At 73.7% G+C, this 14,562-nt stretch carries 9 protein-coding genes; 3 read left to right on the plus strand and 6 right to left on the minus strand.

Going from position 1 to position 14,562, the window contains the following annotated elements:
* Positions 1-75 precede the first annotated feature (75 nt).
* The gene (locus AC067J_RS02090; RefSeq protein WP_478296022.1) at positions 76-987 is read left to right on the plus strand and encodes a phosphatase PAP2 family protein; all 912 of its coding nucleotides are present in this window, start codon (positions 76-78) and stop codon (positions 985-987) included.
* A 107-nt stretch (positions 988-1,094) separates the two neighbouring features.
* On the opposite strand, the gene AC067J_RS02095 is transcribed toward AC067J_RS02090, so the two are convergent.
* Complete coding sequence (locus AC067J_RS02095; protein WP_478296023.1) at positions 1,095-4,124, minus strand: bifunctional [glutamine synthetase] adenylyltransferase/[glutamine synthetase]-adenylyl-L-tyrosine phosphorylase; 3,030 nt, start codon at positions 4,122-4,124, stop codon at positions 1,095-1,097.
* Between the two features lie 451 nt (positions 4,125-4,575).
* On the opposite strand from AC067J_RS02095, the gene AC067J_RS02100 reads away from it, so the two are divergent.
* On the plus strand, positions 4,576-5,745 hold the full coding sequence (locus AC067J_RS02100; protein ID WP_478296024.1) for an acyltransferase family protein: 1,170 nt from the start codon (positions 4,576-4,578) through the stop codon (positions 5,743-5,745).
* Here AC067J_RS02100 and AC067J_RS02105 read toward each other — a convergent pair.
* Together AC067J_RS02105 and AC067J_RS02110 are read right to left on the minus strand one after the other, a co-directional pair.
* Complete coding sequence (locus AC067J_RS02105; RefSeq protein WP_478296025.1) at positions 5,712-6,923, minus strand: hypothetical protein; 1,212 nt, start codon at positions 6,921-6,923, stop codon at positions 5,712-5,714. The genes AC067J_RS02100 and AC067J_RS02105 overlap by 34 nt on opposite strands.
* Positions 6,924-7,091: 168 nt before the next feature.
* Positions 7,092-8,453, minus strand: a complete 1,362-nt coding sequence (locus AC067J_RS02110; RefSeq protein WP_478296026.1) for a glutamine synthetase family protein — start codon at positions 8,451-8,453, stop codon at positions 7,092-7,094.
* Between the two features lie 150 nt (positions 8,454-8,603).
* Between AC067J_RS02110 and AC067J_RS02115 the strand changes: the two genes are divergently transcribed.
* Entirely contained in the window at positions 8,604-10,361 is a 1,758-nt protein-coding gene (locus tag AC067J_RS02115; RefSeq protein WP_478296027.1) for an NAD+ synthase, read from the plus strand.
* A 51-nt stretch (positions 10,362-10,412) separates the two neighbouring features.
* On the opposite strand, the gene AC067J_RS02120 is transcribed toward AC067J_RS02115, so the two are convergent.
* The 3 genes from AC067J_RS02120 to AC067J_RS02130 all read right to left on the minus strand — a co-directional run bounded on the left by AC067J_RS02120 (position 10,413) and on the right by AC067J_RS02130 (position 14,298).
* Positions 10,413-11,462, minus strand: a complete 1,050-nt coding sequence (locus AC067J_RS02120; protein ID WP_478296028.1) for an endonuclease/exonuclease/phosphatase family protein — start codon at positions 11,460-11,462, stop codon at positions 10,413-10,415.
* 344 nt (positions 11,463-11,806) lie between these two features.
* A complete protein-coding gene (locus AC067J_RS02125; protein WP_478296029.1) occupies positions 11,807-12,448 on the minus strand; it encodes a TetR/AcrR family transcriptional regulator in 642 nt (213 codons plus the stop codon).
* Positions 12,449-12,633: 185 nt separating this feature from the next.
* Complete coding sequence (locus tag AC067J_RS02130; protein ID WP_478296030.1) at positions 12,634-14,298, minus strand: MFS transporter; 1,665 nt, start codon at positions 14,296-14,298, stop codon at positions 12,634-12,636.
* Between the last annotated feature and the right edge of the window lie 264 nt (positions 14,299-14,562).

Below are 14,562 nucleotides of genomic sequence, written 5' to 3' on the forward strand. Positions count from 1 at the left end.
GGGGGACATCCGGTGAAGAATCCACTTCCGGAGGATGAGCAGACGGCTACGGGACGTCTGGCAGACTTCTCGTCCATGGGGGAACCGACCGAGATCCAGCAGAACGGTGGCCGCATGCCCGACGGAGCCACCCGCGCGGCCCAGACCCGTACCGCCGCGCTGCGCAGCCGCGTCCGCGAGCAGCGCCGCTCCCCGGCCCGGCCGCGGATCTGGTTCGAGCTGGCACTGATCGGCCTCAGCTACTGGATCTACTCGCTGGTCCGCAACGCCGTCCCCGAGCAGGAGGCGATAGCGCAGAAGCACGCCACCTGGATCTGGGACTTCGAGCAGAGCCTCGGCGTCGCGATCGAGCGCTCGGTGAACCACGCGGTGGACGGCGTCGGCTGGCTCATCACGGGGATGAACTACTACTACGCGACCCTGCACTTCATCGTCACCATCGGCGTCCTGGTCTGGCTCTACCGCCGGCAGCCGGGCCGCTACGTCGCGGCGCGCACGGTGCTGTTCGTCACCACCGGCATCGCGCTGGTCGGCTTCTACTTCTTCCCGCTGGCCCCGCCCCGGCTGATGACCGACGGCGGCTTCATCGACACCGTGAAGACGCACGGCACCTGGGGCTCGATGGCCTCCGGACCGGCCACGCACGTCTCCAACCAGTTCGCGGCGATGCCCTCGATGCACATCGGCTGGTCGCTCTGGTGCGGACTGACCATCTTCTTCCTCGCCCGCGCCACCTGGGTCCGGGTGCTCGGCCTGCTCTATCCGGTGGCCACCCTGGTGGTGATCGTCTCCACCGCCAACCACTTCTGGATGGACGCGGTCGGCGGCATCGCCTGCCTGGCGGTCGGCTTCGCCGCGGCCCGGCTGATCTACCACGCCTGGCCCTACCGGCTGCCCAGGGTGCCCGCCCGGGAGACCGACCCGGAGAAGCCGGTCACGGTGCCCGAGCAGTGGAGCGAGCCCTCGGTGACCGCCGGGCGACGCTGACCCCCGTACGCGCCGAAGGGCCCCGCGATCGTTCGCGGGGCCCTTCGCCGTCCGCCCGAACGCCTCCCCGGGCGGCGAAGGGCCCGGGTCGCGCCGGGCCGCGCGGCTCAGCCGTAGAACAGCCGCTCCACCACCGCCCTGGCCCGCCGGGTGGTCCGCCGGTAGTCGTCCACCAGCTCCCCGCTGTGCCCGGCGCCGTACCCCAGGTAGCGGGCCACCCCGGCCAGCTCCCGGGCGTCCGCGGGGAACGAGTCCCCCGGCCGCCCGCGGACCAGCATCACCGCCGACCGCACCCGGGAGGCCAGCACCCAGGCCGTGTCCAGCACCTCCGCGTCCCCCTCCTCGACCAGCCCCGCCGCCACCGCCGCCGCCAGCGCCGCCCTGGTCCGGGTGGTCCGCAGCGCCGGCAGCTCGTGGCCGTGCCGGAGCTGGAGCAGCTGGACGGTCCACTCGACGTCGGCCAGCCCGCCCCGGCCGATCTTGGTGTGGGTGGTCGGGTCGGCACCGCGCGGCAGCCGCTCGGCCTCGATCCGGGCCTTGATCCGGCGGATCTCCACCAGGTCCCGCTCCGGCACCCCGGCGCCCGGGTAGCGCAGCGGGTCGACCAGCCGGCGGAACCGCTCCCCCAGCGACTCGTCCCCCGCCACCGGCTCGGCCCGCAGCAGCGCCTGGCTCTCCCAGACGTGCGACCAGCGCCGGTAGTACGCCTCGTACGAGGCGAGGGTGCGCACCAGCGGGCCGTTGCGCCCCTCCGGCCGCAGGTCGGCGTCGACCTCCAGCGGCGGCTCGGTGGACGGCGCGGCCAGCAGCGAGCGCAGCTCGTGGCAGACGGCCTGGGCGGCCCGGGCCGCGTCCTGCTCCAGCGACCCGAGCAGCGGCTCGTGGACGAAGAGCACGTCCGCGTCGGAGCCGTAGCCGAGTTCGCGCCCGCCGAACCGGCCCATCGCGATCACCGCGATCCTGGTCGGCAGGGCCCCGTTCCGGGCCTCCCAGCCGGCCACGCAGGCGCGCAGCGCACCCTGCAGGGTGGCGGCGTTCAGCGCGGTGAGCGCCTCCCCGGCCGTGTCCAGCGCCTCGGCCGGGTCCTCGCCGAGCCGCCCGAGCACGTCGGCGGCGGCGGTGCGGAACAGCTCCCGGCGGCGCACCGAGCGGACGGCGGCCACCGCAGCTGCGGTGGAGTCGGCCCGGCCCACGGCGGCCAGCACCTCCTGCTCCAGGGCGGCCCGCCCGCGCGGCACCAGCCCCTGCGGGTCGCCGAGCATGGCGACCGCCTCGGGGGCGCGCAGCAGCAGGTCGGGGGCGAGCCGGCCGGCCGACAGGACCCGGGCCAGCTGCTCGGCGGCGGCGCTCTCGTCGCGCAGCAGCCGCAGGTACCACGGGGTGCGGCCGAGCGCGTCGGAGACCTGCCGGAAGTTGAGCAGTCCGGCGTCCGGGTCGGCGGAGTCGGCGAACCAGCCGAGCAGCACCGGCAGCAGGGTCCGCTGGATGGCGGCCTTGCGGCTGACCCCGGAGGCGAGCGCCGAGAGGTGCCGCAGGGCGGCGGCCGGGTCCGCGTAGCCGAGCGCCTCCAGCCGGGCCCGGGCCGCGTCCGGGGTGAGGCCGGCCGCGCCGACCGGCAGCTCGGCGACGGCGTCCAGCAGCGGCCGGTAGAACAGCTTCTCGTGCAGCCGCCGCACCTCGACGGCGTGCCGCCTCCAGTCCCGCTGGAGGGCCGCGACCGGATCGGTCCGGGTGTCGCCGTTGATCAGCGCGGCCAGCGAGCGGGCCAGCCGGCGCAGGTCCTCCTCGCCGGTGGGCATCAGGTGGGTGCGGCGCAGCCGGTGCAGCTGGATCCGGTGCTCCAGTGAGCGCAGGAACCGGTACGCGGCGTCCAGCGAGGCGGCGTCGGCCCGGCCCACGTACCCGCCCCGGGAGAGCGCGGCCAGCGCCTCCAGGGTGTTGCCGCTGCGCAGGGCCGGGTCGGTGCGGCCGTGCACCAGCTGGAGCAGCTGGACGGAGAACTCGACGTCGCGCAGCCCACCCGGGCCGAGCTTCAGCTGGCGGTCCAGTTCGGGCGCGGGGATCGACTCGATCACCCGGCGGCGCATCTGCTGCACGTCGGTGACGAAGTTCTCCCGGGCGGCGGCCTGCCAGACCATCGGGGCCAGCGCCGCCACGTACGCCTCGCCGAGTTCGGCGTCCCCGGCCACCGGGCGGGCCTTGAGCAGCGCCTGGAACTCCCAGGTCTTGGCCCAGCGCTGGTAGTACGCGACGTGGCTGGCCAGGGTGCGGACCAGCGGGCCGTTGCGGCCCTCGGGGCGCAGGTTGGCGTCGACCGGCCAGATGGTGCCCTCGCCGGTGGTGTCCGCGCAGAGCCGGGTGAGCGCGGCGGCGAGCCGGGTGGCGGCCTTGACCGCCTCGTGCTCGTCGGCGCCCTCGCGCGGCTCGGCGACGTAGATGACGTCGACGTCGGAGACGTAGTTGAGTTCGCGCCCGCCGCACTTGCCCATGCCGATGACGGCGAGCCGGCAGGCCGCGGCGGCGTCCGGGTCCTGTTCGGCGGCGATGTCGAGGGCGGTCTGCAGGGTCGCGCCGGCCAGGTCGGCGAGTTCGGCGGCGGTCTGGGCGAGGTCGGTGGTGCCGGTGAGGTCGCGGGCGGCGATGGCCAGCAGGCAGCGGCGGTAGGCGATCCGCAGCGCGTCGGCCCGGCTGCGGCCGCCCGCGCCCTGCTCCCAGACGCCCTGGTGGAGCGCGCGGAGGAAGTCCTCCGGCCCGGGGTGCATGTCGCGCAGCTCGAAGGTGACCAGGACGTGCCAGTCGTGCGGGTGCCGGGCCAGGTGGTCGGCGAGGGCGGTGGACGCGCCGAGCACGCCGAGCAGCCGGTCGCGGAGCGGCTTGCTGGTGGTCAGGGTGTCGCGCAGGGTGTGCCGGTCGGGCTCGTCGGCGGCCTCCAGCAGCCGGGCCAGGCCCAGCAGGGCGAGGTCCGGGTCGGCGGTGGCGCCGAGCGCGTCCAGCAGCAGCGGGTCCGCGGCCAGGCCCTCCAGGGCGGGGTCGGCGAGCAGCCGCACCGCCCGTGCGGGGTCGGTGAACCCGCGCCGCACCAGTCTGATCTCCGGCCGGCTGACCCGGCTCCCGGCCCGCTGTTCCTCCACCGCCATCGCCCCTCCGGCTTCCGGCCCGTTTCCGGCCCGCCCGGCCACAGGGCGGGCCCGCCCCAGCAGCGTACGCGGCCGGGCCCGCCGGCGCGCCCGCCCGGCCGGGCCCGGCCGGGCGGCGCGCCGGCCGCCCGCCCGGCTGCCGGACGCCGACCGGCAGCCGCTCGCCCTCGGGCGCGTCCTGTGCCGACCCAGAGCTGCGCCCGCTCTTCCCGGACCGGCTCGGCGATCCCGCCCGGCAGTCGTACATCGGGGAGACGCTCGACCTCGTCGCCGTCCGCTTCGCCCTGGGCGAGGCCGACTTCAACCGCGGCGCCGGCCTGCTGTTCCGACGCCCGCCCCGAGGCTCCGCGGACCGGGGGACGCCGTCCCGGCGGCCGCCCCCGGGCGTGTCCCGGAGCGGCCCCGGCTCGTTGGACCGGGGCCGACCCCGTCCGCGACCTCCGGAGCCCCGATGCCCGCCCGCCTGCCCTCGCTCACCGGGCTCCGGTTCTGGGCCGCGCTGCTGGTCGTCGTCTACCACCTGGCCCGCAAGGTCGGCGAGCTGCCGGTGCTGGGCCCGCTCGGCTGGTACGGCCGGAGCGGGGTGACCTTCTTCTTCGTCCTCTCCGGCTTCGTCCTCGCCTGGACGTACGACGGCACGCCGACCGCCCTCCGGAGCTTCGCCCGCCGCCGGTTCGCCCGGATCTGGCCGCTGCACGCGCTCACCACCGCGCTCTCGCTCGGCGCCGGCGCCGCCCTCGGTGCGGCCCTCCCCCTCGCGGCGGCGCTCTGGTCGCTGCCGCTGCTGCACACCTGGGCCCCGGGAACGGTCTTCGGCGGCAACCCGGCCGCCTGGTCGCTGGGCGCCGAGGCCTGGTTCTACCTGCTCTTCCCCTTCCTGCTGCGGGCGCTGGCCGGTCGCCGCCGGCTCTGGGCACCGCTCGCCGCGCTCTGCGCGGCGGCCGGCCCGGCGCTCTGGCTGGCCGGTCCGCTGCTGCCGGCCGACCCTGCGGTCCGCGGCTGGCTGCTCGACTACCTGCCGCTCACCCGCACCCCGCAGTTCGTCCTCGGCGTGGTCGCCGGGCTGGCCGTCCGGCACGGGCTGCTCCCCCGCGTCCGGCTCGCCCCGGCCGCGGCGGCGGTGGCCGGCTGGCACCTGCTGCTGGTGCCGTGGCACGCCGCCGCGCCGGACTCCGCGTGGTGGGGCCCGTACAGCGCCGCGCAGCTCTTCCCGGCCCCGCTGTTCGCCGCCCTGCTGGCGGCCGCCGCTCAACGGGACCTCGGACCGTCCGGCGGGCCGCGGCTGCTGGCCGGGCGGGTGGCGGTCCGGCTCGGCGAGTGGTCGTACGCCTGGTACCTGGTCCACGAGATCGGCATCCGCTGCTGGCTGCACGCGGCCGGCCGGCCCGCGCCGGGGGCGACGGCCGCCACGGCCGCCGTCTGGCTGCTGCTGGCCGGCGCCTCGCTGCTCGCCGCGGGCGCGCTGTACCACGGGGTGGAGCGCCCCTGCGAGCGCCTGCTGCGGGGCGCGCCCCGCCGCGGCGGAACGCCGCTGCCGCACCACCCGGTGCGGGTGGTGCGGCAGCGGACCTCGCCGGTGACGCGGGATCAGCCCTCCAGCGAGCCGTCCAGGTTCACGTAGGCGTAGAAGACACCCAGGTCGTAGCCGTCCTTGTCGGTGTCGAACTTGATGGAGATGTCGGTGTCCCCGTTGCGCAGGTAGGGCGAGATGTCCCACCGGTTGGAGTCGTAGCCGAAGTTGTTGCGGTTGTACGGGTTCCGGGCGAACTGGTCGGCCGGGGCCAGCTCCTCGATGGTGGAGTTGAACGAGTCGTCGACCGGGTGGTTCACGTCCTGGAAGGGCGTCAGCGGACCGTTGGTGGACTTCATGGCGAGGGTGTCGCCGGTCCACTTCAGGTCGCCGTCGTAGACCACGAAGCCGAGCTTGCCCGCGACCGGCCCGGTGGCCGGGGTCTGCAGCCCGGTGAGGTCGAACTCGCGCGGCGGGCTGTCCGGCAGCTCCACCTGGAAGCCGTCCCACAGGTGGACGTGGCGCAGCGGCTTGCACGGGTTCTCGTACGCCACCACGATCGTCCAGCCGCCCCAGCTGTGCGGCTTGACCACGGAGTCCATGTTGGCCGCGGTGTAGGTGCCGTTGCCGTGCTGCTTGACCAGGTCGGTGATGTCGGCGGAGGCCTGGTAGCTGCTCTCCTCGCTGGTGGTGATGTAGCCGATGGAGGGCTGGTCGTTGGCGATGTTGGTGTACTGGCTGTCGCCCGGGAGCTTCAGGTAGATCTCGTCGATCTGGCTCTCCGGCAGCACCGTGTCACCGATGCCCCGGGTGCCGCCCCAGTACAGCCGGGCGTACTTGATCACGGAGCCCTCCAGCAGGCCGAGGTCGGCGGAGCTGGCGGAGTAGATCGGGTCGCCCAGCGGACCGATCGAACCGGGATCGATGTTGATGTACTTCATCTGGTAGTTGTTGTTGATCGGGCGGCTGCCCGCCCCGGTGCGGGCGTCCACGCAGGCGGGCTGCGCCGGGTCGACCGGGGGCTGGGACTCGTCACAGGTCATCAGCGAGTTGCTGATCCGGGTGACCGACCCGTGGAAGTTTCCCTCGAACCGGGTGGTGAAGGGCAGCGGGTTCGAGGCGATGGTGTCGGCGCGCAGCTGCGGCCCCTTCGGGCCCGAACCGCGGGCGTCGGCGACCGGGCCGGAGAGCAGCTGTCCCGCGACGGCGGCGACGGCCACCCCCGCGATCCCGATCCGACGGGCGAGCAGGCGGGAGGCAGCGGCGCGGCTGACGGTGGAGGAGGGCATGAGGTCCTCTTCAGGTGGGGAGGGGGGTGATCACGCTTATCGGATCACAACCCAACGTCACAATCCCCTCACATTCCGCCATCAGGGTTCACCGCAACCCGAACGGCGGGCCCGCCGTCATCCGTTCGAACGACAGCGGGCCCGGAGGTCCTTGACTCGGCGCCGGACTCACAGCACCTGGAGGTTCTTCCGCAGCTCGAAGGGGGTGACCTCGGAGCGGTACTCCTCCCACTCCTGGCGCTTGTTGCGCAGGAAGAAGTCGAACACGTGCTCGCCCAGGGTCTCGGCGACGAGCTCGCTGCGCTGCATCAGGTCGATGGCCTCGCCGAGGTTCTGCGGCATCGGCTGGATGCCGAGGGCGCGGCGCTCGGCGTCGGTGAGCGCCCAGACGTCGTCGTCGGCGCCGGGCGGGAGCTCGTAGCCCTCCTCGATGCCCTTGAGGCCGGCGGCCAGGGTGACCGCGTAGGCGAGGTACGGGTTGCAGCCGGTGTCCAGCGAGCGGACCTCGACCCGGGTGGAGCCCTGCTTGCCCGGCTTGTACATCGGGACGCGGATCAGCGCGGAGCGGTTGTTGTGGCCCCAGCAGATGTAGGACGGGGCCTCGCCGCCGGCGCCGGCGGTGCGCTGCGAGCCGCCCCAGATCCGCTTGTAGGAGTTCACCCACTGGTTGGTGACGGCGGCCGTCTCGGCGGCGTGCCGCAGCAGGCCGGCGATGAAGGAGCGGCCGACCTTGGAGAGCTGGTACTCCGCACCTGACTCGTGGAAGGCGTTGCGGTCGCCCTCGAACAGCGAGAGGTGGGTGTGCATGCCCGAGCCCGGGTGGTCGGAGAAGGGCTTCGGCATGAAGCTGGCGTGCACGCCCTGCTCCAGCGCGACCTCCTTCATCACCAGGCGGAAGGTCATGATGTTGTCGGCGGTGGAGAGCGCGTCGGCGTACCGCAGGTCGATCTCCTGCTGGCCGGGTGCGCCCTCGTGGTGCGAGAACTCCACCGAGATGCCCATCGACTCCAGCATGGTGATCGCCTGGCGGCGGAAGTCGTGGCCCACCCCGCGCGGGGTGTGGTCGAAGTAGCCGGACTGGTCGGCGGGGATCGGCGGGGTGCCGTCGCCGGGCAGGTTCTTCAGCAGGAAGAACTCGATCTCGGGGTGGGTGTAGAAGGTGAAGCCCTGGGCGGAGGCCTTCTCCAGGGTCCGCTTCAGCACGAACCGCGGGTCGGCGTAGGACGGCGAGCCGTCGGGCATCAGGATGTCGCAGAACATCCGGGCCGTGCCGGGCGTCTCCGAGCGCCACGGCAGGATCTGGAAGGTGGTCGGGTCCGGCTTGGCGATCATGTCCGACTCGTAGACCCGGGCGAAGCCCTCGATCGCCGAGCCGTCGAAGCCGATGCCCTCCTCGAACGCCTGCTCCAGTTCGGCCGGGGCCACCGCCACCGACTTCAGGAACCCCAGCACGTCGGTGAACCACAGCCGGACGAACCGGATGTCACGCTCTTCGAGCGTCCGAAGCACGAACTCCTGCTGCTTGCCCATGGGGACAGTCTCACCTCTGCTCTTTACGTTCGTGTTACGCCCGGAAACCACCCGACAGCGACTGCCCCCATCATGGCGGATCACCGTCTCCGAGGGCAGCGGCAACCCCGGCCGAGACATTGCGTCAGATCGACGATTACACTCGGGGGCATGCCCAATCTCCGTCTCGCCCTCTGCCAGACCGACCCGTGGGTCGGTGACATCGCACGCAACAGCGATGAGGTGGTGCACTGGACCAAGCAGGCCGTCGAGGCCGGTGCCCAACTGGTCGCGTTCCCCGAGATGGCCCTCACCGGGTACCCGGTCGAGGACCTCGCCCTGCGCCGTTCCTTCGTGGAGGCGTCCCGGTCCGGGCTGGTGGAGCTGGCCGGGCGGCTCGCCGGGGAGGGGCTCGGCGAGGTGCCGGTGGTGGTGGGGTACCTCGGGCGGTCCGACCAGGCCTCGCCCCGCTTCGGGCGGCCGGCCGGGTCGCCGCAGAACTGCGCGGCGGTGCTGCACCGGGGTGAGGTGGTCACCCGGTTCGCCAAGCACCACCTGCCGAACTACGGCGTGTTCGACGAGTACCGCTGGTTCGTCCCCGGTGACCAGCTGCCGGTGCTGCGGCTGCACGGGGTGGACGTCGCGCTGGCGATCTGCGAGGACATCTGGCAGGACGGCGGCCGGGTGACCGCCGCCCGCGAGGCCGAGGCCGGCCTGCTGCTGGTGGTCAACGGCTCGCCGTACGAGCGGAACAAGGACGACGTCCGGCTGGAGCTGGTGCGGCGCCGGGCCGCCGAGGCGGGGTGCGCGCTCGCGTACGTGAACATGGTCGGCGGCCAGGACGAGCTGGTCTTCGACGGCGACTCGATCGTGGTCGGCCCGGACGGCGGCGTACTGGCCCGCTCGCCGCAGTTCGAGGAGCACCTCCTGGTGCTGGACCTCGACCTGCCGGCCGCCAGCAGCGACCACACCGACGGGCTGCTGCTCGCCGACGGCCTGCACCTGGTCCGCACCGAGCTGGGCGGGGAGCCCGCGGCGGCGCCCGCGGCGGCGGCGCCCCCGGCGGAGGTCGCGCCCCGGCTGAGCGACGAGGCCGAGATCTGGTCGGCGCTGGTCTCCGGCACCCAGGCGTACGTGCGCAAGAACGGCTTCCGCTCGGTGCTGATCGGCCTGTCCGGCGGCATCGACTCGGCGCTGGTGGCGGCCATCGCGGTGGACGCGATCGGCGCGGAGAACGTGTACTGCGTCTCGATGCCGAGCCGCTACTCCTCGCAGCACTCCCGCGACGACGCGGCCGAACTGGCCCGCCGCACCGGGCTGAACTTCCGGACGGTCTCGATCGCCCCGATGTTCGACGCCTACCTGGCGGCCACCGAACTGACCGGGCTGGCCGAGGAGAACCTGCAGTCCCGGCTGCGCGGCACGCTGCTGATGGCGATCTCCAACCAGGAGGGGCACATCGTGCTCGCGCCCGGCAACAAGAGCGAGCTCGCGGTCGGCTACTCCACGCTCTACGGCGACTCGGTGGGCGCGTACGGCCCGATCAAGGACGTCTACAAGTCGCTGATCTTCCGGCTGGCCGGCTGGCGCAACGAGGAGGCCGCGCGGCGCGGGGAGGTGCCTCCGATCCCGGAGAACACCATCACCAAGCCGCCGTCCGCCGAGCTCCGGCCGGACCAGAAGGACACCGACTCGCTGCCCGACTACGACCTGCTGGACACCGTGCTCGACCTCTACGTGGAGGGCGACCAGGGGCGGGACGCGATCGTGGCGGCCGGCTTCGACCCGGCGGTGGTGGACCGGGTGGTCCGGCTGGTCGACACGGCCGAGTACAAGCGCCGGCAGTACCCGCCGGGCCCGAAGATCTCGGTCAAGGGCTTCGGCCGGGACCGCCGCCTGCCGATCACCAACCGGTGGCGGCGCGGCTGACCCGGGACCGGCCGGGGGCGGGCCGCCGAGCCGGCCCCCGGCCGCGGCCGGTCACTGGTACCGGTAGGTGGCGGCCACCGCCAGGTGGTCGCTGCCGTCCCGGTCCAGGGTCCGGGAGTCGGTGGGCTTCAGGCCGCCCTTGCTCATGATCTGGTCGATCCGGGCCATCGGGAAGGACGCCGGCCAGCTGAAGCCGAAGCCGTCGCCGGCCGCGCCCTGGGCCGAGCGCATCTGCGAGGTGATCGGGGCCAGGCTGCGGTCGTTCATGGTGCCGTTGAGGTCGCCGAGCAGCAGGACCTTCTTCAGCGGGTCCGCCTGGATGGCGTCGCCGAGGGCCTGGGCGCTGGCGTCCCGCTGGTTGACGGTGAAGCCGCCCTCGGCCCTGAGCCGGACCGACGGCAGGTGCGCGACGTACACCCCGACCGGGCCCTGCGGGGTGGTGACCTTCGCACGGAACGCCCTGGTCCAGCCCATCTTGATGTCGACCACCTCGACCTCGCTGATCGGGTACTTCGACCAGAGGCCGACGGTGCCCTCCACCGCGTGGTACGGGTAGGTGTCGGCGAGTCCGCTCTCGCTCGCGCGCCGGGCCCTGGCGTCCAGTTCCTGCAGGGCGACGATCTGCGCGCCGGACTCCTTCAGCAGCCGTACGGTGCCCGGCAGGTCGGTGTTGGCGGCGGCCACGTTGTGGCTGACCACCGTCCAGTCGCCGGCGCCGCCGCTCTTGTCGGTGAGCAGGCCGCCGAAGAGGTCGGCCCAGATCGCCACCGGCAGCAGCAGGGCGATCAGCGCGGTGGCGGAGCGGCGCAGCAGGGCGGGGACGAGCAGCACCGGCACGGCCAGGCCGAGCCAGGGCAGGAAGGTCTCCAGCAGGCTGCCGAGGTTGCCGACGCTGTTCGGCACCTCGGCGTGGAACGCCAGCAGGGCCGCGGTCAGCAGGGCCAGCACGGCGATCACCAGTCCGCGCCGCCAGGTGTTGCTGCCGCGGGCGTCCCGGCCCCAGCCGCGCAGGGCGAGGAAGCCGGGCGCCGGGCGCCGGGCGGACCCTTGGTCACCGGCCTCCGCCGCCGCCATGAGATCCGTCCTGTCCGCCTGCGCCATACCGTGGCTCCCGTCGTTCGCGCCGTCTGTCCGGTCCGATGCCGGCCGTCACCGGATGGCGGACGGCGTGCCGGACTGGTGCCGGTTTGGTCGGATTCCCGGCTCAGCCTATGCCGGGACAGACGTCCGGCCGGTGGACCGGGGTTCCGGCGTGGCCGGGTTTGGTGAGGCAGGCCACGTCGACCGGCGCGCACGGGTGCCGGGGCCCGCGCGGACCGCCCCCGGGCCCGCGCGGACCGCCCCCGGGCGCGGGCGGGCGGCGTCCGAGGGGCGGCACCGGCCGGGCGGTGCCGGCCAGGCCGGACGGGCGGGACGGGCTGGACGCACCGGACGGGCGGGACGGCTCAGGAGCCGCCGGCCCGGTATGCCGGTCCGCCGAGCCCCTCCAGCACGGCGTCGACCATCCGGGCGGCCAGCTCCGGGTCCTCCAGGTCGGAGTCGTCCCAGAGGATGCTGCGGGCGAGGATCGGGCCGAGCAGCATGTCGCCGAGCAGTTCCTCGTCGAGGTCGGCGCGGAGCATGCCCTCGGCGATGCCCCTCCGGACCACCTGCCGGGCCATCTCCCGGCGCGGGCCGATCACCCGTTCGCGGTACGCGGCGTGCAGTTCGGGCCAGCTCTGCATCTGGCCGAGCGCGACCTTCAGCACCCAGCGCGACCGCTTGGCCAGGCCGCGCATCCGCATGTAGTCGACCATCGCGACCAGGTCGTCGCGGGCGGAGCCGCCGGTCGGCCCGGGGACGGGCGCCTCCATCCGGTGGAGCATGTCGACCAGCAGGGCCTCCTTGTTGGGCCAGCGCCGGTAGATGGTGGCCTTGCCGACGCCGGCGGCGGTGGCGATGCCCTCGATGGTCAGCTCGGACAGGCTGGTGCCGGCCGCCATCAGCTCCTCGACCGCGGCGAAGATGGCCTGTTCGGCGGCCTCGCTGCGGGGCCGGCCGCGCCGCGGGCCGGCGAAGGTCGGCGCGGCCGTCGGGTCCGTCTTCATCCCGGTCTTCTCCCTGGCTCCTCGCGGACGCACGACGTCGTTCCACTCCCGATTCTCCCGCCCGCGGCCGGAACGGGGGCAGGCCCCGGCACGGACGGCGGCCCCGCCGCTCCGGACGGGCCGGAGCGGGCAGGGCCCCCATTGTCGCTCAGCGGTGTCGCAGGTCAGGCGTCCGCGTCGGCCGGTCAGGCGTCCGCGGCCGCGGCCTTCCGGTCCGGACCGCCCTGGCCGGGGAGCCGCTCGGCGTCGGCGGCCGCCGCGCCCGGACCGCCCCGGACGGCCGGACCGCCGGGCGCGCCGGGGCCGCCGGCCGGCACCCGGCCGGGCAGCAGGAGCCAGGCCAGCAGGGCTCCGACCGCGATGATCCCGGCGGAGAGCCCGGCCACCACGTGCATGGCGTGGATGAAGGCGTCGTCGGCCGGGCCGACCAGCGCCCGCCCCTGCTCGCCGAGCCGACCGGCGACGGCCAGGGTGGCCTCCAGCGACTCGCCCGCCTTCGCCCGCAGTTCCTCGGTGGGCAGCTGCGCCAGCTCGTCGGACATGCCGTCGCGGTAGACGGTGGAGAGCACCGCGCCGAGCACCGCGACCCCGAGCGAGCCGCCGACCTGGCGGAAGGTGTTGTTGACCGCCGAGCCGGCGCCGGCCTTCTCCCGCGGCAGCGAGCCCATGATCGCGACGGTGACCGGCGGCATGACGTGCGCCATGCCGGTGCCCATCAGCAGGCCGAGCACGATCAGCACCCAGATCGGGGTGGTGGCGTCCAGCAGCAGGTAGCCGAGGAAGCCGACCGCCATCAGGGCCATGCCGCCGGCGCAGGTGGCGCGGATGCCGAACCGGTCGACGACGAGCCGGGCCCGCGGGGCGAACAGCAGCTGGGCGACGGCCAGCGGCAGCATCAGCAGGCCGGCCTGCAGGGCGCTGTAGTCGCGCACGCTCTGGATGTAGAAGACGCCGAAGAACGAGACGCCCATCAGTGCGAAGAAGACCACGCCGACGACGACCACCGAGGCGCTGAAGACCTTGTCGCGGAACCAGGTGATGTCCAGTGCGGGGTGCGCGGTGCGGCTCTCGAAGACCACGAAGGCGGCCAGTGCCGCCACACCGACCAGGACCGGCCCCCAGGCCTCGACGGCGGTGAAGTCGGCCAGCTCGCCGCCCTTGATGATGCCGTAGATCAGCGCCACCAGACCGATGATCGAGAGCAGCACGCCGACCGGGTCGAGCCGGCCCGGGTTCGGGTCCTTGGACTCGGGGACCAGCACCACCATCGCGACGAGCGCGACGATCACGATCGGCACGTTGATCAGGAAGACCGAGCCCCACCAGAAGTGCTCGATCAGCAGGCCGCCGGTGATCGGGCCGATGGCTATGGCCAGGCCGACGGCGCCGGCCCAGATGCCGATCGCCTTGGGCTGCTCGGAGCGCTCGAAGACGTTCATGATGATGGCGAGCGTGGCGGGCATGGCCAGTGCGCCGCCGATGCCCATCACCGCGCGGTAGCCGATGAGTTCGCCCGGCGTACTGGCCAGCGCGGAGAGCAGCGAGGAGACCCCGAAGATCGCCATGCCGGCCAGCAGGGCCCGCTTCCGGCCGAAGCGGTCACCGAGCAGGCCGGAGGTGAACAGCAGCCCGGCGAAGACCAGGGTGTACGAGTTGATCGACCATTCGAGGTCGCTCTGGCTCGCGCCGATCCCGGTGGGCGCCGGCGACGCGATGGTCTTCATCGCGACGTTGAGGATCGAGTTGTCGAGCACGACGACGAGCAGGGCGAGCACCAGAGTGCCCAGGATCGCCCAGCGCCGGCGGTGGATGGCTTCCGGCACGCGGGGTGGCGCGGCTGCGGTGGTCATTGGTTTTCCCGTCCGTGGTACGGCGTGGCACTGGCGGGCATTTCCGAGCCGTAAGCGTCTCGTATCCCCCCTCGGTCAGCGTAGCGTCCTTTTCGATACGAGACGAATCCGTTTCGTAAAGACCGGGCAAAGCTCCGCCCGCGACCGCCCCGGCGGTCCGGTGTGTCCTGGATCGCACCGTGCGCGACGCGCGCCTCTTTGCGCCCGCGCCGGGGCGTGCAAGCATGGAGGGGATCCGGGGACGCCGCACGGCGCCACGAGACG

The sequence above is a fragment of the Kitasatospora sp. NPDC042419 genome, from assembly GCF_056437345.1.